We start from the raw sequence: 19,039 nt of genomic DNA, 5'->3' as shown, positions 1-19,039 counted from the left end.
TGCATTGACAACAAAAATTTCAGGAATAATTGTTAATAAACAAGATTATCAATTGGTTGATGCTATTGTTAATATTTATACTATTAATGGCATTATTGCTATTTATTATATTGAAGATAAATATTAGTTGCGTCTAAACAGAATTCATCAATCGAAGTTATTTCTACTTTATTGGTAAAATTATTTACTAATAAATTGAAAATTTTATGTGAATACTCAATATAAAGTTTACGATTGGTGTTAATACAAATTAATGGCGGACATAACGCTTTTGCTTGATATAAGGGCATGGCGGTTTTAATATTATATTTTCTCGCTTCATAGTTAGCTGAAGCAACAATTGCTCTTCTGGATTGACTACTAACAACAATAGGTTTGGAAATAATCCTTGGATCAATAACTTGATGACAACTAGCAAAAAAAGCATTCATATCAATATAAAATATCACTTTCATCTTTTAACTTATCCTTTTTAGTTAATATAAAATCTATTTGGTGGTATTTTTAAGGGTATTAAAAGCATCATCTACTAATTTTATAACATCAATTTCTTTGCTTTGTAAAAGGTTATTGAAAGATAAATGAGCTAAATATTCAATATTTCCTTTCTTATGACCAACGATTGGACTATAAATTAAACCTTGTAAAGAAAAACCATATTTTTTAAAAAAAGCAATTAAATTATTTAATACTTGATAATGCACTATGGGGTTTTTAACAATGCCCCCCTTTTCAATTTGCGTTCTACTACTTTCAAATTGTGGTTTAATTAAACAAACTAATTGACCTGAGGGCATTAAAATTTCTGTTAAAACCGGAATAATTTTTGTTAATGAAATAAAGGCAACATCAATAGCACAAAAACTAATATTATCTTTAAACATTTCTTTCTTGACATAACGAAAATTAGTGTTTTCCATAACAATTACTTGGGGGTGAGTTCGTAATTTTCAAGCTAATTGATTAGTACCGACATCTAAACTATAAACCAATTTTGGTTTATTTTGTAACATACAATCAGTAAAACCGCCCGTAGAAGAACCGATATCTAAACATACAAGATTTTCTAAATTGATATTAAACGTTTTAAGAGCTTTACTTAATTTATATCCTCCACGAGAAACAAATTGATTATCTTGTTTTTTTATTCTAATAATACTATTAGGGGCAACTAAAGTTCCTGACTTAATAATTAATTCATCATTTACAAGTACTTGATGATTAATAATGGCACTTTGAGCTTCAGTTAGGGAATGAAATAATTCTTTTTGAACTAATAATATATCTAATCGGATTTTTTCCATTGTTGCTCTTCACTTACGATAAATTTTTCATTTTGTTTATTGATTTGTTATTGAGGATAATAAATTCGTTAAATTCTAAAGGGTATATTGTAGCAATAGCATTAATATATTTTTCCATAATATTAAGCTTTACAATTAAAAGATTTTGTGTTGGCAATCGGTCTAATAAAGAAGGAATTTTAGCTTTTCGGGCTAAGGTTTCACGATGTAATAAAAAATATAATGCTAAATAAAAACCAAAATTATAATAATAAGTTTTATTATTTTCTTTGTGATTAAAAATTGCTACCGATTCAAATGAATTACCAATCAGATGGGCGAGAAGATAAAATTTTTCATTTCTTACTAATCCTAAACCTTTTAACTCATTAATATTTTTAATTTTACTATTATAAATATCTTGTAGTTGTAATTCAATTGGTGATTTAATTGCAGAATTAACCGCTAGGTTTTGAAAAAATTCATTAATTACTTTCAGATTTTTAATTTTTTTAATTTCTAAATCAAAAAGATAAATTTGACTACAAACTATAGCTTTGCAAGAAATTAAATGACGAATAAATAACTCGGGACTTAATTTTTCGTTAACAATTAATAGACCTAATGCTTGCATAAAAATACTATGTTTAGTAACAACATTTAAAATATACAAGCCATCTTGGATAATTTCTGGATTATTGGTTTGTTTTATGGTTTTAATTAATGTTTTCTTTGCTAATTTAATAGATTTCTTCAGTAATTTATTTCCCATAGTTGTCATCCTTGTTAGTCATTTTTCTCATTATCAGCAATACTTTGCAAAATGCCATTAATATATTTATATTCAGTATTGATGAAATACTTTTTAGTAATAAGAACTGCTTCATTAATAATAATTGCTGAATTTTTCTTTAAAATCAGTAATTCATAAGTTGCTCATAATAAAATCCCTTGTTCTAAATTAGATAATTTAGAAAAATGTCACCCTACTTTTAAGTACTTATTAATAATTTTAATTATAATTTTTCGTTGTTCAAAAAGATGGATTAAATTATTAATAATTTCCACATTAAAATCTGCTTCGTTTTCTTTAATTTCTTTAATAATTGTTTCTAAGTCATAATTTAATAATTGTTGTTGATAGATAAAAAAAATTATGCTTTCTCTTATATCATGCTGTGATTTTTTTTCCATATCTTTACCACCGTTATTACTAATTTTAGCATAAAAGAAAGCATATTTTCTATTAAATAGAAAATATGCTTAATTCAAATATTTTATTATTCTTTAATATGTTTTTCATTAATATAATTTTCATATTCGGCATCTGTTAGTACCTCATCAAAATTACCAATAATTGTATTTGCTTGTAATGATTGAATAACAATTCTAACAAAATCTTTAAAATCAGAATTTTCAGTAACTAAGCGATCAATTGTTGCTCAATCAAGAATTTCTTTTTCTTTTGCTGGAAATAAAATAATACTTTGCTTAATATTATTAGGATTTAGCTTAATAACACCAATATTAAAAGCATCATTAAGTCTTTTTAATTCATTAATAAAGTCATTTACTTTCAGAAATTTTTAAGGCTACTAAATACCCTTCATTGGCTCAAGATGAATTAGATACTGCTTGAAAATAAGATTCACGAAGATTAGCAAAACTTAATTCTTTTTTTAATTCAAATGAATAAAACTTTGTTTTCAAAGACCCTAAATATTCTTTTTGTAATTTTAAAGTTTTTTTACTAAAATCATTAAATGGAAAATGAACGCCGACAATATCAGGATGCAATCATTTATTTTTACCAGAAACTTTTTTACTTGAAAGTTCATGAAAAATTGTTTTACTAGAAATGTTAAAAGCAGAATTATGTAAAAATTTGACAACAACGGAATGTAAATCTCTTTCATTAAATACAGAATGATTTCTTATTTTATCCAATTTAATATTTCCATTTTCAATATTATTTGGTATATTGTTAGTATTTCCTTCTTCAAGTTGTTTTGTACAACATTCATCATTAGTATTTTCAAGCACTTTTGTTTTAACATCATTCATCGTTGTCATACAAGAATTTGTTGTTTCTAAATTAATTTCACCATTATTTGATGTTTTATTAATTGGTTCTGACCTCTCTGTTATATTGCTTTCATTCTTTAAAGCGAACTTACCAGACTCACGATATCAAATAAAATTTGAATGAGGATTATTTTGAATATCATTAATTAAAATAATAGACAGTTTTGAAATTGGCGTTTTTGATATTTTTTTCATTTTATTAATAAGATTAGTAAATTTTAATTCATTGCCAAAATTTCAAATTTCTTCTGCGGTTAATGATTGATTTTTAACTTTTAATACTTTTTTAGCAAAATCTAAAAACATATTTGAAATTCCTTTCTTTAATTTAATAAATTTCTAATAATGGATTTAAGGATATCTTTGTTCATTAATTGCATTATCAATAATTTCTTGTTTTAAATTAAATTTTTTATAATTGGCATTCATAATAAAAATGGAATTTTTATTAGTTTGAATATTATTTGTTAATATCGTTGCTAGTGTTAAAAGAGGTCGCTTTGATAATTTTTTCATTCTCATCATACTATTCATAAGTTTTAATTTTCTACCATATTTTCATATTTCTTTGATTGTTAATGGTTCTTTTTTAAAAATTAATACCTCATAAGCAAAATCTAAATAAATATAATTATGGTTATTAGAAAAGCGATTTCCTTTTCTAATAAGTCTAATTAATTCATCCATTATTCTCAACATTTTACCCATTATGATATCCACCTTTTTTCTTGTAATAATTTTGAAATTTCAACAAATAAAAATACCATTCCATAAGTATCGCGTTCAAAATACAATAACATATTGGTAGTATAATTATTTTGTCATTCCTTTAAACTAATAGTTTTTCAAGTATTATTTAACTTTCTAAAAAAATCTGGATTTTTAATTTGCAATTAATTATATAATCGCTTACGAAATAAAGTTGATGCATCGGTTCCCTTTTGCACTTTTAAATCATCATAAGAAAATTCCAAATTAAAAGCCGGTAATGTTTTCTTAATTGAAAGACTACCATTAAATTCTGCTTTATAAATTGCAAAGTTTTTAAAAAAATCCATTAAATCAACTGTTCGTTCATAAATTTGCATTAAGATTTCTTTATGAATGGGATATAATAATGCTAATTTTTTTAAAACTTGCTTCTCAAAACTTTTATTATATGCAACATAAGTACCTAAACCAAAGCACATTAAATCATTAATTAATTTTTCTACTAAAATTAAGCGGTGATTACTCACGCCATCAGCTAAATAACTATAATGTTTAATATTATGTTTTTCTTCATTAAACTTATTATCCAATAAAATATGAACCGAATATTGAAACGGAATTTGTTCATATTGTTTACAATTATAATATTTAGGAATGGCACTTTTAACAGTTTCAAAATCATACATATAAATGGGATATTGATATTGTTGATATGTTTTTTTGTAAATATGATTTTGCTTTTAAATCAACGATAGATTCTTTTCCTTGAATTACTTTAATTTGTCGAGATTGATTGTAACTAAATTTTTTATTTAAAAGCAACGGGTTAGTTAAATCCAATAAATTATCTTCATAATATAATTTAGTTTTTTTACTTTTTGTTAACTGATAAAGATTAAATATTGTATGTTTTTTAGGCAATTTAGAATAAATATGGTTACAGTAATCATAATTGCCATTATTATGACATTGACTAGTTTTTAACCACGCTAATATTTTGTCTACTGGCATTTGAAAAATATTTTTAATTTGCTTAATATCTTCGTTAAAATCGCGCTTTCTTAAACCTTTTTGTATACCAATCATAATATTTTCTTCTTTTGCACCAGTAGTTGTTAAATCATAATCATTTGTTAAAATAAATAAAGAATCATAGTCTAACGCAAATTGATGGATATAATTGCTATTTAAATGAATTAGACTTCTTGCGATACCTTTTTTATTAAAATATTCTTATAAAATATAATTTATGAGGATATCAAAATATGAACAATAATAAATTTAATACTCTTAATGATAAAGAATGGTTAAGATTAACAGGAATAAAAAAATCCACTTTTAATAAAATGTTAGATATTTTACAAGTAGCTGAAATAGAAAAATTTAAAAAAGGTGGTAAAACTAATAAATTATCACTAGAAAATAGATTATTGATGACTTTATCATATTGACGAGAATATCAGACTTATTTTCATCTTGGTAAAAATTTCGGAATTAGTGAAGCTAATTGTTATCGGAATATCAAGTGAATTGAAGATATTTTAATTAAAAACTCTGATTTTCAACAACTTGCTGGTAAAAAAGCACTAATAAATGATTATTTTAATGATAAAACTATTATTATTGATGCTACCGAAACTCCAATCCAACGCCCAAAAAAAGACAAAAACAATCTTATTCTGGTAAAAAGAAAAAACACACCATTAAAACACAAGTAATTATCGAACAAGAAACCAGAAAAATTATTGCAACAAGTTTTTCACTTGGGAAAAAACATGATTATGCTTTATTTAAAGAATCAAAAATCCCAATTTTAAAAAATACCAAATTAATAGTTGATAGTGGTTATCAAGGAATACAAAAAATTCACAATAATGTTCTAATACCTACAAAGAAAACAAAGAAAAACCATTTAAATAAAGCACAAAAACAACATAATAGACTAGTTTAAAAAATGAGAATTATTATTGAAAATATTTTTGCTATTCTTAAAAAATTTAAAATTATGACAGAAAAATATCGTAATCGTAGAAAAAGATTTGGTTTAAGATTTAATTTAATTGCCTCAATTTATAATTTGCAATTATTAATTTAACATAAAAGATTTATTTAAAATTAAAGAATTTAAATAATAAATTCATTTTTTGTTGTGGAAAAATATTAATTTTTTAGATAAAAGACATAATTAATTAAAATTATATTTTTCTATTACTGTCTTTTTACAAATATTTGTAATTTTTTTAATAGGTTATGCAAGAAGTCTATTTAATATTTTATTTTCCAATTTCTAAAATTTTAACTTTATATTTTGTTTCTTTACCTTTAATTTCAACAATATCATTAACACTGTGATCAAAAATGGCTTTAACTAAGGGAGTCTCATTAGAAATTTTATTTTCAAAAGGATCAGCCTCCACAGTACCAACAACTTTAAATGTTGATTTATCATTAGTTTCTAAATTAAGAATAGTTACTATTGAACCAATTCTAATGTTTTTAGTTCCTTGACGATCAGTAGCAATAACTTTAGCACGAGCTAAAGTATCTTCAATTTCTTTAATTCGACCTTCAACTTCAGCTTGGCGATTTCTTGCTGATTCATACTCAGCATTTTCTGATAAGTCACCTTGGTTTCGTGCTTCAACTAATTCTTTAATTACTTGCGGACGAATAATATTGATTAACTCATTTAATTCTTGATTTAATTCTTCTTTACCTTCTTTAGTTAACAAAATTTCATTATTGTTATCTTCCATTACTTTTTCTCCTTTATTTAATATGTATTATAACATATATTAGACTTCTTGCGATACCTTTTTTATTAAAATATTCTTATAAAACATAATTTATGAGGATATCAAAATATGAACAATAATAAATTTAATACTCTTAATGATAAAGAATGGTTAAGATTAACAGGAATAAAAAAATCCACTTTTAATAAAATGTTAGATATTTTACAAGTAGCTGAAATAGAAAAATTTAAAAAAGGTGGTAAAACTAATAAATTATCACTAGAAAATAGATTATTGATGACTTTATCATATTGACGAGAATATCAGACTTATTTTCATCTTGGTAAAAATTTCGGAATTAGTGAAGCTAATTGTTATCGGAATATCAAGTGAATTGAAGATATTTTAATTAAAAACTCTGATTTTCAACAACTTGCTGGTAAAAAAGCACTAATAAATGATTATTTTAATGATAAAACTATTATTATTGATGCTACCGAAACTCCAATCCAACGCCCAAAAAAAGACAAAAACAATCTTATTCTGGTAAAAAGAAAAAACACACCATTAAAACACAAGTAATTATCGAACAAGAAACCAGAAAAATTATTGCAACAAGTTTTTCACTTGGGAAAAAACATGATTATGCTTTATTTAAAAAATCAAAAATCCCAATTTTAAAAAATACCAAATTAATAGTTGATAGTGGTTATCAAGGAATACAAAAAATTCACAATAATGTTCTAATACCTACAAAGAAAACAAAGAAAAACCATTTAAATAAAGCACAAAAACAACATAATAGACTAGTTTCAAAAATGAGAATTATTATTGAAAATATTTTTGCTATTCTTAAAAAATTTAAAATTATGACAGAAAAATATCGTAATCGTAGAAAAAGATTTAGTTTAAGATTTAATTTAATTGCCTCAATTTATAATTTGCAATTATTAATTTAACATAAAAGATTTATTTAAAATTAAAGAATTTAAATAATAAATTCATTTTTTGTTGTGGCAAAATATTAATTTTTTAGATAAAAGACATAATTAATTAAAATTATATTTTTCTATTACTGTCTTTTTACAAATATTTGTAATTTTTTTAATAGGTTATGCAAGAAGTCTATTATTTGTCTTTTTTTGCTTTTGCAAGATGCTGTAAATAATCAAAATAGTTTTGTAAAATTAATTGAGCTGCTAATTTATCTTTATTCATTTTTCGTTTTTTTCGTGAAACATTAGCAGTTAACATTATTTGATTAGCAGATCGTGATGTTAATCTTTCATCTCATAAAATAATTTCGCAATTAGTTTTTGTTTTTAGTTGCAAAACAAAATCTTCAACCATTATTGTTGTTCTACTTTTAGTTCCATTCATATTTAAGGGATGACCAACAATAATTATATCAAGATTTTCTTGTTTAATAAATTGTAATACTAAATTAATAGCTTGAGAAAAATTATATTCAGGAAAATTAATTGTTGTTTTTGAAAAACTAATAATTCCTTGACCAATAGCTAAACCAATTGTTTTGCTACCCACATCTAAGCCTAAATATTTCATAACGCATCTTCTTGTTTTAATTGTTGTAATAATTCTTGCATTTTTATTTCATTATTAAATCCGCCTAAAGCTAATTGCATATTTCCGCCACCAGAACCTTGACATTGTTTTGTTAAAGATTTAACAATTGTAACGGCACTTAATCCTTCTTTAATTAAAGATTCACTAACAACTACTAATACCGAATTTTTTGTATTAATATTTTTATTAGTAAAAATAATTACTAATTTATTATCTAATAACCGATATTTATCCGCTAATAACTTTAAAGTAGCAATCGCAAGATCATTAAATTGATAAATTAAAATATTATATGTTGGCAATGAAATAATTTCCAGATTTTGATATTGATTAATTTGTTCTTGAATTAGTTTTTGTTCAGCTTTTTTTTCTCATTTTTTAAAAGCAATTTGAAGTTCATAATATAATGCACGCAATTGTTTTCATATATCATTACTAATATTATTCATACTAGTAATGGTATTAAATAGTTGTTCAAGATAACTATCTGCTAATAAATTTTTATTATATTTTGCCAATTTTTCAGCACTTTTTGTTTTTAAATCTTTAATTTGTTCATCATAATAATTATTAATTGTTTGTTTTGATGTTAAAGCTTGAAAACGATAAATACCAGTTCCTTTGGATTCAATACTAGTAATTAATAATTGTTCAATATCACCTGTATATTTAACATGCGTTCCCCCACATAATTCAATAGAATAATTACCAAACTTAACAACACGAACTTTTTTGTCATATTTCTCGTTAAAAAAAGCCATAGCATTCATTTTAATTGCTTCATCATAACTAGTAATATAAATTTCACAACTATCATTTTGTGCAATTCATTTAGTAACTAAATCATTAATAGCTTGTAAATTTTGGGTTGTAATTTCTTTATTGTAAGCAATATCTAGTCGTAAATATTGATAGTTATTAAATGAACCAATTTGCATGGCATCAGCACCTAAAATTTCTCTAATCGCTGAATGCAATAAATGAGTTCCTGAGTGATTTTTCATTCCATAATTACGATGATGATGATTAATAACAGCACAAACAATATCATTAGTTTTTAAAGTACCGTTAACTTGGATCCGATGAATATGTTGCTTATTGGGTGCTAATTTGACATCAATAACTTCACCAAGCATTGTGGCATTACTAATTATTCCTGTATCGTTAGTTTGACCACCTTTTTCAGCATAAAATGGTGTGGCATCAAGTATCACATCAACAATATCATCTTTAACTGATGTTAACATTTCTTCACCATAAAATAAAGCTACGACTTTAGCTTGCGGATTTTCTTCTACTTCGTAACCAATAAAAATGCTAGGGATTTTTAAATCTAATAATAATTTATTTTGCATATCCATCGCTTCAATTTGTTGATTACTTCGTGCATTACGAGCATCTTTTCTTTGTTCTTCTAATAATTCATTATATCTTACTAAATCAATAGTAATTTTTTTTTCACTTGCTAACTCAATAGTTAAATCAATCGGAAAACCATAAGTATCATATAGTTTAAAAGCATTTTCAGCCGTAATTGTTTTTTCTTCAATTAGCATTTCATTAAAATGATTAAGACCTTGTTTTAGATTATTAAAAAACTTTTCTTCTTCCTTTTTAACAGTACTAGTAATAATCTCTTGTTTTGCTTCTAAATGAGGATAATAATCTTTCATCAAATTAACAACAATAATAACTAATTTATATAAAAACGGTTCATTAATATTCAATTTATGACCATAAACCATTGCTCGACGAATTAAACGGCGAATAACATAACCGCGATCTTTATTACTAGTAAAAACACCATCACCAATAGCAAAAGAAATCGCTCTAATATGGTCACTAATAACTTTAAACGCAACATTAATTTTTGTTTGTTCATTAGGTTTTTCAAAAATATTATTTGGAACATAAGAAACTTTAACTAATTTAGTAATGCCTTCAATTATCGGTAAAAATAAATCAGTTTCAAAATTAGTAGGTACTTCTTGGATTATACAAGCTAATCGTTCTAAACCTGCTCCTGTATCAATATTTTTACGAGGTAAATCATGATAATTACCTTGCCCATCATTATTACTGTCTGAAAAAACAATATTTCAAATTTCTAAATAACGATCATTTTCAATATCATCTTGCAATAACTTCAAACCATAGTTTTCTTTATCTCAAGCAATTCCCCGATCATAAAAAATTTCCGTATTTGGACCGCAAGGACCCTGACCCATATCTCAAAAGTTGGTATTACGACTCCCAAAAATAATCCGACTTGAATCTAAACCAATAACTTCTTTTCAAATTTTAATGGTATCAGTATCATCTAGAAAAACAGTAACAATCAGTTTATTAGCATCAATACCTAATCATTGTTTACTAGTTAAAAATTCTCAGGCAAAAACAATAGCCTCTTTTTTAAAATAATCACCAATTGAAAAATTACCTAGCATTTCAAATAAAGTATGATGTCTTGCTGTGTAACCAACATTTTCAATATCATTAGTTCGTAAGGCCTTTTGTGAGTTTACTAATAGTTGATGAGGTGGAGCTTTTCTACCATCAAAATACGGTTTTAAGGCTGCAACGCCAGAATTAATTCATAATAATGAATTGTCATTAACAGGAATTAATGATGCACTAGGTAAAGGATAATGACCATTTTTAATAAAGAAATCAAGAAATTTCTGTCTAATCTCACTAGTTGTTAAGTATTTCATTAATTTATACCCCTTTAATTTAAAATTTATAAAAGCAATTTCTTATTATAAATATCGTTAGCAACTGCTTTAATTGTTGCTATTGTTGGTACCGCAATAATCATTCCTCAAATACCAATAATTGCCCCAAAAATAGAAATTCCCATTAATATTATCACTGGATGTAATTTGGTTACTCGTCCAAAAATTTTTGGATAAACAAACGAATTTTCAATTAATTGAACAATAAATGCACCAACTACAGCAACAATCATTGGTACTCAACTAACTAATTCATTTGTTCCTGATGGTGCTACTAAAGCATCTAATACTCCCGCTAAAGCAATGGGAACCATTCCAATAAATGGTCCCACATAAGGGACAATATTAGCAAAAGTCATAAATAAACCTAATACCGCAAAAGAACTTTTATATGTGGAGCCACCCGCCACATAACCAGCAATAACTATCATAATAGTTGTAAAAGTAAACATATAACTCATATCAATTAATATTCCGCGACCATAACCAAATAAAGATTTTTGTAAAGCATTCGCAATAATTTCTTTGCGTTTAATATTTTTCCCAGGAATTAATTGCGTTTTTAAAAAATTAGTAAATGATTTATCGCCACCTAACAAAAACATTGTAATCATAATCGTAATAAATAAACCATAAAAAATACTAGCTATCGTTCAAAAATAGCGATTAAGAAAAATATTAGTTAAATTGGAGGCTGTTGTATAACCATAAATTGTATTAATAATATCAACTAAAAATGTTGCTGAAAAAAATCATTGTGCTGTGGCGCCAAAACTAAATAGTAACTGATACATTTTCCCTAATTTGTTACCATCAAAAGCAACACCAATTTTTGCATTATTAATTACAACTTCATTTACTATATTTAAATTATTGTCATCTATAGTAATGTTATTTGTTATTAACCCTGCTTTGATTTCAGTATATAAATTTTTAAAATATTCACTAACACTATCTAATGATGGTTGTTTTAAGTAGCGCAAATAATCAACAACAAATTTATTAGTTGAATCCAAATAAATACCATAGTCATTGCGTAATTTTGTTAATAAAATTTCCCAAGCACCTTTATTAGTATCAAGTGCTTTACTTTTAATTTGACTTAATATATCTTGTCAATTATCTTTTATTGGTTTTCAATCAACATTAGTTTGTAATCGTCATTGTTCAGTTTCTGTATCATAAGCAAAACCAAAAATATGTGATAAAAGTGATTTATTTTGATCAACTCCTGTACCTTTTCAATTATCTAATCTTTCTTTAATAACTGTACTATCCCCTAAAAACTGACTAATAAAACTTACAAATTGGTCAATAAATAATCAAAGCAAAAAAACAATAATAAAAATACCAATAATTAGAGAAATAAAAAAAGTTAAATATTTTGCCACAGTTTTGTTAAACTTTAATTTAATCAAACGATAAATTAATGGATTGAGAACTCAAATCACAGCTAATGCTAATCCCAAGGGAATAAAGGCTAAAATAACATTAAGAATAATTTGATCAGCACCCGTAAGTTTTAATAATAAAAGAACTACTAAACAAATTAAAATTATAAATAATCATCTTGTTCATTTGTGGTCAAAACTAATAGTAAATTTGGAAGAATTACCTTTTCTGTTACCATTATTGGTTTTTATTTCAATGTTTTTAGTATCTGTTCTTTCCATTTTACAAATCGTTCCTTAAAATATTTTAAAAAATAAATTTACAATTAAAATTATATCATAAGAAATTAAATTTATTAAGAATACCTAAATGGTCGTTATGTAAAAAATTATTTGTTTTAATAATTAATATTTGATAATATAACTACATAAGATTACTTTAGATTTTTCTATTAAATTTACTAAAAAACAAAGAAAGGTTAATTTAGGATGCCAAAATTTTTGCAGTTTTTCTTCATACCTATTATTATTTCAATAAATTCAAATAACTTCAATAAATTAATAAATAAAAGTGTAGAAACCATATACATATGACAAGATTTTGGTTTTTACAAACTTGCTGTTAATTAATAGACTTCTTGCGATACCTTTTTTATTAAAATATTCTTATAAAATATAATTTATGAGGATATCAAAATATGAACAATAATAAATTTAATACTCTTAATGATAAAGAATGGTTAAGATTAACAGGAATAAAAAAATCCACTTTTAATAAAATGTTAGATATTTTACAAGTAGCTGAAATAGAAAAATTTAAAAAAGGTGGTAAAACTAATAAATTATCACTAGAAAATAGATTATTGATGACTTTATCATATTGACGAGAATATCAGACTTATTTTCATCTTGGTAAAAATTTCGGAATTAGTGAAGCTAATTGTTATCGGAATATCAAGTGAATTGAAGATATTTTAATAGACTTCTTGCATAACCTATTAAAAAAATTACAAATATTTGTAAAAAGACAGTAATAGAAAAATATAATTTTAATTAATTATGTCTTTTATCTAAAAAATTAATATTTTGCCACAACAAAAAATGAATTTATTATTTAAATTCTTTAATTTTAAATAAATCTTTTATGTTAAATTAATAATTGCAAATTATAAATTGAGGCAATTAAATTAAATCTTAAACCAAATCTTTTTCTACGATTACGATATCTTTCTGTCATAATTTTAAATTTTTTAAGAATAGCAAAAATATTTTCAATAATAATTCTCATTTTTGAAACTAGTCTATTATGTTGTTTTTGTGCTTTATTTAAATGGTTTTTCTTTGTTTTCTTTGTAGGTATTAGAACATTATTGTGAATTTTTTGTATTCCTTGATAACCACTATCAACTATTAATTTGGTATTTTTTAAAATTGGGATTTTTGATTCTTTAAATAAAGCATAATCATGTTTTTTCCCAAGTGAAAAACTTGTTGCAATAATTTTTCTGGTTTCTTGTTCGATAATTACTTGTGTTTTAATGGTGTGTTTTTTCTTTTTACCAGAATAAGATTGTTTTTGTCTTTTTTTGGGCGTTGGATTGGAGTTTCGGTAGCATCAATAATAATAGTTTTATCATTAAAATAATCATTTATTAGTGCTTTTTTACCAGCAAGTTGTTGAAAATCAGAGTTTTTAATTAAAATATCTTCAATTCACTTGATATTGCGATAACAATTAGCTTCACTAATTCCGAAATTTTTACCAAGATGAAAATAAGTCTGATATTCTCGTCAATATGATAAAGTCATCAATAATCTATTTTCTAGTGATAATTTATTAGTTTTACCACCTTTTTTAAATTTTTCTATTTCAGCTACTTGTAAAATATCTAACATTTTATTAAAAGTGGATTTTTTTATTCCTGTTAATCTTAACCATTCTTTATCATTAAGAGTATTAGACTTCTTGCATAACCTATTAAAAAAATTACAAATATTTGTAAAAAGACAGTAATAGAAAAATATAATTTTAATTAATTATGTCTTTTATCTAAAAAATTAATATTTTGCCACAACAAAAAATGAATTTATTATTTAAATTCTTTAATTTTAAATAAATCTTTTATGTTAAATTAATAATTGCAAATTATAAATTGAGGCAATTAAATTAAATCTTAAACCAAATCTTTTTCTACGATTACGATATTTTTCTGTCATAATTTTAAATTTTTTAAGAATAGCAAAAATATTTTCAATAATAATTCTCATTTTTGAAACTAGTCTATTATGTTGTTTTTGTGCTTTATTTAAATGGTTTTTCTTTGTTTTCTTTGTAGGTATTAGAACATTATTGTGAATTTTTTGTATTCCTTGATAACCACTATCAACTATTAATTTGGTATTTTTTAAAATTGGGATTTTTGATTCTTTAAATAGACTTCTTGCATAACCTATTAAAAAAATTACAAATATTTGTAAAAAGACAGTAATAGAAAAATATAATTTTAATTAATTATGTCTTTTATCTAAAAAATTAATATTTTGCCACAACAAAAAATGAATTTATTATTTAAATTCTTTAATTTTAAATAAATCTTTTATGTTAAATTAATAATTGCAAATTATAAATTGAGGCAATTAAATTAAATCTTAAACCAAATCTTTTTCTACGATTACGATATTTTTCTGTCATAATTTTAAATTTTTTAAGAATAGCAAAAATATTTTCAATAATAATTCTCATTTTTGAAACTAGTCTATTATGTTGTTTTTGTGCTTTATTTAAATGGTTTTTCTTTGTTTTCTTTGTAGGTATTAGAACATTATTGTGAATTTTTTGTATTCCTTGATAACCACTATCAACTATTAATTTGGTATTTTTTAAAATTGGGATTTTTGATTCTTTAAATAAAGCATAATCATGTTTTTTCCCAAGTGAAAAACTTGTTGCAATAATTTTTCTGGTTTCTTGTTCGATAATTACTTGTGTTTTAATGGTGTGTTTTTTCTTTTTACCAGAATAAGATTGTTTTTGTCTTTTTTTGGGCGTTGGATTGGAGTTTCGGTAGCATCAATAATAATAGTTTTATCATTAAAATAATCATTTATTAGTGCTTTTTTACCAGCAAGTTGTTGAAAATCAGAGTTTTTAATTAAAATATCTTCAATTCACTTGATATTGCGATAACAATTAGCTTCACTAATTCCGAAATTTTTACCAAGATGAAAATAAGTCTGATATTCTCGTCAATATGATAAAGTCATCAATAATCTATTTTCTAGTGATAATTTATTAGTTTTACCACCTTTTTTAAATTTTTCTATTTCAGCTACTTGTAAAATATCTAACATTTTATTAAAAGTGGATTTTTTTATTCCTGTTAATCTTAACCATTCTTTATCATTAAGAGTATTAAATTTATTATTGTTCATATTTTGATATCCTCATAAATTATATTTTATAAGAATATTTTAATAAAAAAGGTATCGCAAGAAGTCTAATAAAAAAATAATCAATCACTTGATTATTTTTTAAAATTTTATTTACAATAACTAACTAGTAATTTTATTGTTCCCGTAATTGTTAATTGCATTATTTTATCATCTAAAATTATTGCTGATTCACCCATTTTAAAAGGTTCATCATTAATTGTTCCCGCCCCATTAACAACTGTTAATTGTAATCACTTAGTTTCATTAAAATCATAAGTTGTTGGCAATGAATTATTAATTAAATATAATGAAAAATATTCATTATTAACTAATAATCCATTTTCACGATGAATAACATCTAAGTTAGTATCAGGAACAGTAATTGTTGCTAAACTATCTTTTAAATGTAATGTTCGTAAATTTCCTTCGTCGTCTTTACGATCAAAATCATAAAGACGATAAGTAATGTCAGAAGATTGTTGTAATTCAAAAATTGTAACTTCGGGGGTTATCGCATGAACTTTACCAGGCGGAACATATAAAAAATCTCCGGGAACGATGGTAACTTCTTTTAAAAAATGCTTTCATTGCTTTTCATTAATCATTGTTGCTAATTGTTGATTATCCTTAGCGTTATGACCATAAATAATCTTAGCATCTTTGGGACAATCAAGAATATATCAACACTCTGCTTTTCCTAGACTTTGATGATGAGCTTTAGCATATTCATCATTGGGATGAACTTGAACACTTAAATAATCATCACTAGTAATAATCTTACTTAATAATGGAAATTCATTATAAGTTAAATTAAATAAATTCTTATTTCTTTCATAAAACTCTTTTAATGTTAGTCCTTGAAATGAACCGCTTATAATAGCAGTAGGATTTGAATCTAAAGCACTAATTACTCAAGCTTCCCCCATATTTGTTTCATTATTAATATCATATCCTCAATTTTGAAGGCGATGAGAACCTCATATTTTTTTAAGAAATTGCGGTTTTAATTTTAAAATTTGTGACATTAATTATTTCCCTCTTTTAAATCAAGTAGTATATTTCATAAAATTATATTTTTTTAAATTTAATTCATTATTTTTTATCATTAGTAATAGTCCATATGAAAAGCAAGTTATTAAGGTTCCAACAGCAATGATAATTAAGAAAATTGCTGTTTGTGCCCCATATGGAACGGCGCCAAGGAATGCCATAATTGGTCCTCCATGTTGGGCATAATTTTGAATTGAAAAGATTCCCGCTAATCCACCAGCAATTGATGAACCAATAACATTAGCAATAATAGCTCGTTTAGGATCCTTAATTGCAAAGGGAATCGCACCTTCAGATATGCCAATTGTTCCCATAATTAATGAGGCAATTCCTGCTTGTCGACTTTCAGCATCAAAATATTTACGAAAAATTATTGTACTTAAACCCATTCCAAGCGGTGCTACGGGAATAGCGGCTGCTATTGTCCCCATTGGTTGATAAATTTTCATTGTAACTAATGTACTAGCAGTAAAGAAAGCAACTTTATTAATTGGACCACCAATGTCAAATCCTGCCATTGCTCCAATTAATAATCCCATTGCAAAGGCAATTCCTAAGCCAATATTTTGATTACCATAAACTCAGGATAAACCATATTGCACTCAAGTCATAACATAAGAAATTGGGGCACCAATAACAAAAATAAATGTTAAAGATAACAATCCTCCAACCAAAATAGGAATAACAAAAATTGGAATGGCTGCTGATAGTGCTTGTGGTACTTTTCACGAATTAATTCATTTTACTAAATATCCTGCTACTAATCCAGCGATTAATGCACCAACAAAACCCATTGGTACCATATCAATTGGTTTATTTGTAACCGAGTCAATAATATTTACTTTAAAAAACTTAAAAAAATTATTTCCCTCGTTTCCTATTAAGGATGCTACCATTGCTGGCACTAAAGCAGCTCTACCCGCAATTGAATAAGCAATAAAACCACCTAAAATAGGAATCATTAAATACATGGCACTAGCCCCAATAATATTTAAATATTTTAAAAATTCAATATCATCAGGGGTAGCATTATTGTTTCCTGTAATAATTTTTGCTAAGCTAATAGATAGTGCAACTAAAATCCCACCCAAAATAACAAAAGGTACCATATAACTAACACCCGTCATAAAGTGTTTTAAAATAGAACTATTATTTTGTTTATTTTTAGTACTAAAATTAATTGCAGATAATACTTTATTATTATTTAAAGCATCAATTAATAATTGTTCAGGATTTTTAATTGCTTGACTTACTTTAACTTGTAAAATTTTTTTATTAGCAAAACGACTTAAATCAATGCCAATATCAGATGCAATTAAAATTGCATCAGCATTAGCAATATCTTCATTAGTAAATGAATTTTTAACTCCCGCTGCTCCATGAGTTTCCACATTAATGCCATAATCTAACTTCTTTGCTGCTTGTTTTAATTTGTCAGCAGCAATATAAGTATGAGCAACACCAACTGGACAAGCAGTAATAGCTAAAATATTTGTTGATTTGGTTACTATCTTTGGTTCGTTAGTTTCTTCACAAAACAAAGCGTTAATAATTTCTTCTTTACTAAGACTACTTGTTAAAATTTCTTTAACTTTTTCATCCAATAATCTTTGAGCAATGGAACTTAAAATATTTAAGTGTAAATCACTAGCTTGAATTTTAGGAACAAGTAAAACAATTGCCATTTGTACAGGTTGATCATCAATTGCTTTTCAATCCATTTTTTGTTTAAAACGCAAAAACATTACTGTTGGTTTTTTAATGACATCATCTTGGGCATGCGGAATAGCTAAACCTGCACCCATTCCCGTTGATGTTAAAGCTTCTCTTGTTTTTAGTGCTGTAATTAAAATAGTATCATCTTGACTGTTAATAATATTACTTTTAACAGCTAAACGAGCAATTTCATTAAAAACGTCATCTTGACTATTAACATCAAGATTAAAAACAATATTGTTTAATTTTAATAAGTTTGTATTCATTTTTTTATTACCTTTACTATATCTTTATATACTAATACTATCATATTT

26 protein-coding genes are annotated in these 19,039 nt (G+C 24.8%); 7 read left to right on the top strand and 19 right to left on the bottom strand.

Annotated elements, in window-relative coordinates; all coding sequences use genetic code 4:
• Window positions 1-4: 4 nt before the first annotated feature.
• Window positions 5-127: a hypothetical protein gene (locus AACK86_RS03130; protein ID WP_338982619.1), complete on the top strand. Its 123-nt coding sequence runs from the start codon at window positions 5-7 to the stop codon at window positions 125-127.
• On the opposite strand, the gene AACK86_RS03125 is transcribed toward AACK86_RS03130, so the two are convergent.
• The 8 genes from AACK86_RS03125 to AACK86_RS03090 all read right to left on the bottom strand — a co-directional run bounded on the left by AACK86_RS03125 (window position 99) and on the right by AACK86_RS03090 (window position 5,165).
• On the bottom strand, window positions 99-431 hold the full coding sequence (locus tag AACK86_RS03125; protein WP_338982674.1) for a hypothetical protein: 333 nt from the start codon (window positions 429-431) through the stop codon (window positions 99-101). The two genes, AACK86_RS03130 and AACK86_RS03125, sit on opposite strands and share 29 nt — an antisense overlap.
• Window positions 432-488: 57 nt before the next feature.
• Window positions 489-1,304 (bottom strand): TlyA family RNA methyltransferase, encoded by an 816-nt coding sequence (locus tag AACK86_RS03120; protein WP_338982618.1) that lies wholly within the window; start codon window positions 1,302-1,304, stop codon window positions 489-491.
• A gap of 13 nt (window positions 1,305-1,317) precedes the next feature.
• Window positions 1,318-2,055, bottom strand: coding sequence for a hypothetical protein (locus AACK86_RS03115; protein ID WP_338982616.1), 738 nt, complete (start codon window positions 2,053-2,055; stop codon window positions 1,318-1,320).
• 14 nt (window positions 2,056-2,069) lie between these two features.
• Window positions 2,070-2,477, bottom strand: a complete 408-nt coding sequence (locus tag AACK86_RS03110) for a transcription antitermination factor NusB (RefSeq protein ID WP_338982614.1) — start codon at window positions 2,475-2,477, stop codon at window positions 2,070-2,072.
• Between the two features lie 363 nt (window positions 2,478-2,840).
• On the bottom strand, window positions 2,841-3,674 hold the full coding sequence (locus AACK86_RS03105) for a hypothetical protein (RefSeq protein WP_338982612.1): 834 nt from the start codon (window positions 3,672-3,674) through the stop codon (window positions 2,841-2,843).
• Window positions 3,675-3,719: 45 nt separating this feature from the next.
• Window positions 3,720-4,076, bottom strand: coding sequence for a hypothetical protein (locus AACK86_RS03100; RefSeq protein ID WP_338982611.1), 357 nt, complete (start codon window positions 4,074-4,076; stop codon window positions 3,720-3,722).
• 185 nt (window positions 4,077-4,261) lie between these two features.
• On the bottom strand, window positions 4,262-4,765 hold the full coding sequence (locus AACK86_RS03095) for a DUF2779 domain-containing protein (protein ID WP_338982609.1): 504 nt from the start codon (window positions 4,763-4,765) through the stop codon (window positions 4,262-4,264).
• Window positions 4,743-5,165 carry a hypothetical protein gene (locus AACK86_RS03090; RefSeq protein ID WP_338982607.1) on the bottom strand — a complete coding sequence of 141 codons (423 nt, stop codon included), beginning with the start codon at window positions 5,163-5,165 and terminating at the stop codon, window positions 4,743-4,745. The genes AACK86_RS03095 and AACK86_RS03090 overlap by 23 nt, the downstream gene beginning before the upstream one ends.
• Window positions 5,166-5,344: 179 nt before the next feature.
• On the opposite strand from AACK86_RS03090, the gene AACK86_RS07415 reads away from it, so the two are divergent.
• From AACK86_RS07415 to AACK86_RS07405, 3 genes are read left to right on the top strand one after another with little or no spacing between them, the layout of a single operon-like run.
• Window positions 5,345-5,797 carry a transposase family protein gene (locus AACK86_RS07415; protein ID WP_338982632.1) on the top strand — a complete coding sequence of 151 codons (453 nt, stop codon included), beginning with the start codon at window positions 5,345-5,347 and terminating at the stop codon, window positions 5,795-5,797.
• Window positions 5,782-6,030 carry a transposase gene (locus AACK86_RS07410; RefSeq protein WP_422398353.1) on the top strand — a complete coding sequence of 83 codons (249 nt, stop codon included), beginning with the start codon at window positions 5,782-5,784 and terminating at the stop codon, window positions 6,028-6,030. Before AACK86_RS07415 ends, AACK86_RS07410 begins: the two co-directional genes overlap by 16 nt.
• Window positions 6,031-6,033: 3 nt before the next feature.
• On the top strand, window positions 6,034-6,174 hold the full coding sequence (locus AACK86_RS07405) for a hypothetical protein (RefSeq protein WP_422398206.1): 141 nt from the start codon (window positions 6,034-6,036) through the stop codon (window positions 6,172-6,174).
• A gap of 178 nt (window positions 6,175-6,352) precedes the next feature.
• Here the strand turns inward: AACK86_RS07405 and greA are convergent, their stop codons facing one another.
• On the bottom strand, window positions 6,353-6,835 hold the full coding sequence (greA, locus tag AACK86_RS03080) for a transcription elongation factor GreA (protein WP_338982605.1): 483 nt from the start codon (window positions 6,833-6,835) through the stop codon (window positions 6,353-6,355).
• A gap of 108 nt (window positions 6,836-6,943) precedes the next feature.
• On the opposite strand from greA, the gene AACK86_RS07400 reads away from it, so the two are divergent.
• Both AACK86_RS07400 and AACK86_RS07395 read left to right on the top strand, forming a co-directional pair.
• Window positions 6,944-7,396 (top strand): transposase family protein, encoded by a 453-nt coding sequence (locus tag AACK86_RS07400; protein ID WP_338982632.1) that lies wholly within the window; start codon window positions 6,944-6,946, stop codon window positions 7,394-7,396.
• Window positions 7,381-7,773 (top strand): transposase family protein, encoded by a 393-nt coding sequence (locus AACK86_RS07395; RefSeq protein WP_422398352.1) that lies wholly within the window; start codon window positions 7,381-7,383, stop codon window positions 7,771-7,773. The genes AACK86_RS07400 and AACK86_RS07395 overlap by 16 nt, the downstream gene beginning before the upstream one ends.
• Window positions 7,774-7,942: 169 nt before the next feature.
• Here AACK86_RS07395 and ruvX read toward each other — a convergent pair whose 3' ends face one another.
• Genes ruvX through AACK86_RS03060 form a run of 3 tightly spaced genes read right to left on the bottom strand, consistent with a single transcriptional unit; the run spans window position 7,943 to window position 12,809 of the window.
• Entirely contained in the window at window positions 7,943-8,380 is a 438-nt protein-coding gene (gene ruvX, locus AACK86_RS03070; protein WP_338982601.1) for a Holliday junction resolvase RuvX, read from the bottom strand.
• The gene (alaS, locus tag AACK86_RS03065) at window positions 8,368-11,115 is read right to left on the bottom strand and encodes an alanine--tRNA ligase (protein WP_338982599.1); all 2,748 of its coding nucleotides are present in this window, start codon (window positions 11,113-11,115) and stop codon (window positions 8,368-8,370) included. The genes ruvX and alaS overlap by 13 nt, the downstream gene beginning before the upstream one ends.
• 26 nt (window positions 11,116-11,141) lie before the next feature.
• The gene (locus AACK86_RS03060) at window positions 11,142-12,809 is read right to left on the bottom strand and encodes an AI-2E family transporter (RefSeq protein ID WP_338982597.1); all 1,668 of its coding nucleotides are present in this window, start codon (window positions 12,807-12,809) and stop codon (window positions 11,142-11,144) included.
• A gap of 416 nt (window positions 12,810-13,225) precedes the next feature.
• On the opposite strand from AACK86_RS03060, the gene AACK86_RS03055 reads away from it, so the two are divergent.
• Window positions 13,226-13,561, top strand: coding sequence for a transposase family protein (locus tag AACK86_RS03055; RefSeq protein WP_338982595.1), 336 nt, complete (start codon window positions 13,226-13,228; stop codon window positions 13,559-13,561).
• Window positions 13,562-13,674: 113 nt separating this feature from the next.
• Here AACK86_RS03055 and AACK86_RS07390 read toward each other — a convergent pair whose 3' ends face one another.
• From AACK86_RS07390 to AACK86_RS03030, 7 genes are all read right to left on the bottom strand, one after another.
• Window positions 13,675-14,067: a transposase gene (locus AACK86_RS07390; protein ID WP_422398347.1), complete on the bottom strand. Its 393-nt coding sequence runs from the start codon at window positions 14,065-14,067 to the stop codon at window positions 13,675-13,677.
• On the bottom strand, window positions 14,052-14,423 hold the full coding sequence (locus AACK86_RS07385) for a helix-turn-helix domain-containing protein (protein ID WP_422398244.1): 372 nt from the start codon (window positions 14,421-14,423) through the stop codon (window positions 14,052-14,054). Before AACK86_RS07385 ends, AACK86_RS07390 begins: the two co-directional genes overlap by 16 nt.
• Before the next feature lie 231 nt (window positions 14,424-14,654).
• Window positions 14,655-14,885: a transposase family protein gene (locus AACK86_RS03045; RefSeq protein WP_338982655.1), complete on the bottom strand. Its 231-nt coding sequence runs from the start codon at window positions 14,883-14,885 to the stop codon at window positions 14,655-14,657.
• Window positions 14,886-15,129: 244 nt separating this feature from the next.
• Window positions 15,130-15,522, bottom strand: coding sequence for a transposase family protein (locus tag AACK86_RS07380; RefSeq protein WP_422398306.1), 393 nt, complete (start codon window positions 15,520-15,522; stop codon window positions 15,130-15,132).
• A complete protein-coding gene (locus AACK86_RS07375) occupies window positions 15,507-15,959 on the bottom strand; it encodes a transposase family protein (RefSeq protein ID WP_338982632.1) in 453 nt (150 codons plus the stop codon). The genes AACK86_RS07380 and AACK86_RS07375 overlap by 16 nt, the downstream gene beginning before the upstream one ends.
• A 107-nt stretch (window positions 15,960-16,066) precedes the next feature.
• Window positions 16,067-16,984: a type I phosphomannose isomerase catalytic subunit gene (locus tag AACK86_RS03035; protein WP_338982593.1), complete on the bottom strand. Its 918-nt coding sequence runs from the start codon at window positions 16,982-16,984 to the stop codon at window positions 16,067-16,069.
• 3 nt (window positions 16,985-16,987) lie between these two features.
• Window positions 16,988-18,991 carry a fructose-specific PTS transporter subunit EIIC gene (locus AACK86_RS03030; protein WP_338982591.1) on the bottom strand — a complete coding sequence of 668 codons (2,004 nt, stop codon included), beginning with the start codon at window positions 18,989-18,991 and terminating at the stop codon, window positions 16,988-16,990.
• Window positions 18,992-19,039 lie beyond the last annotated feature (48 nt).

This window comes from Spiroplasma endosymbiont of Eupeodes luniger (assembly GCF_964019525.1).
Lineage (GTDB): Bacteria > Bacillota_I > Bacilli_A > Mycoplasmatales > Nriv7 > Nriv7.
Note: the sequence above shows the minus strand (reverse complement) of the source record. Positions and strands in the feature narration are given on the sequence as shown.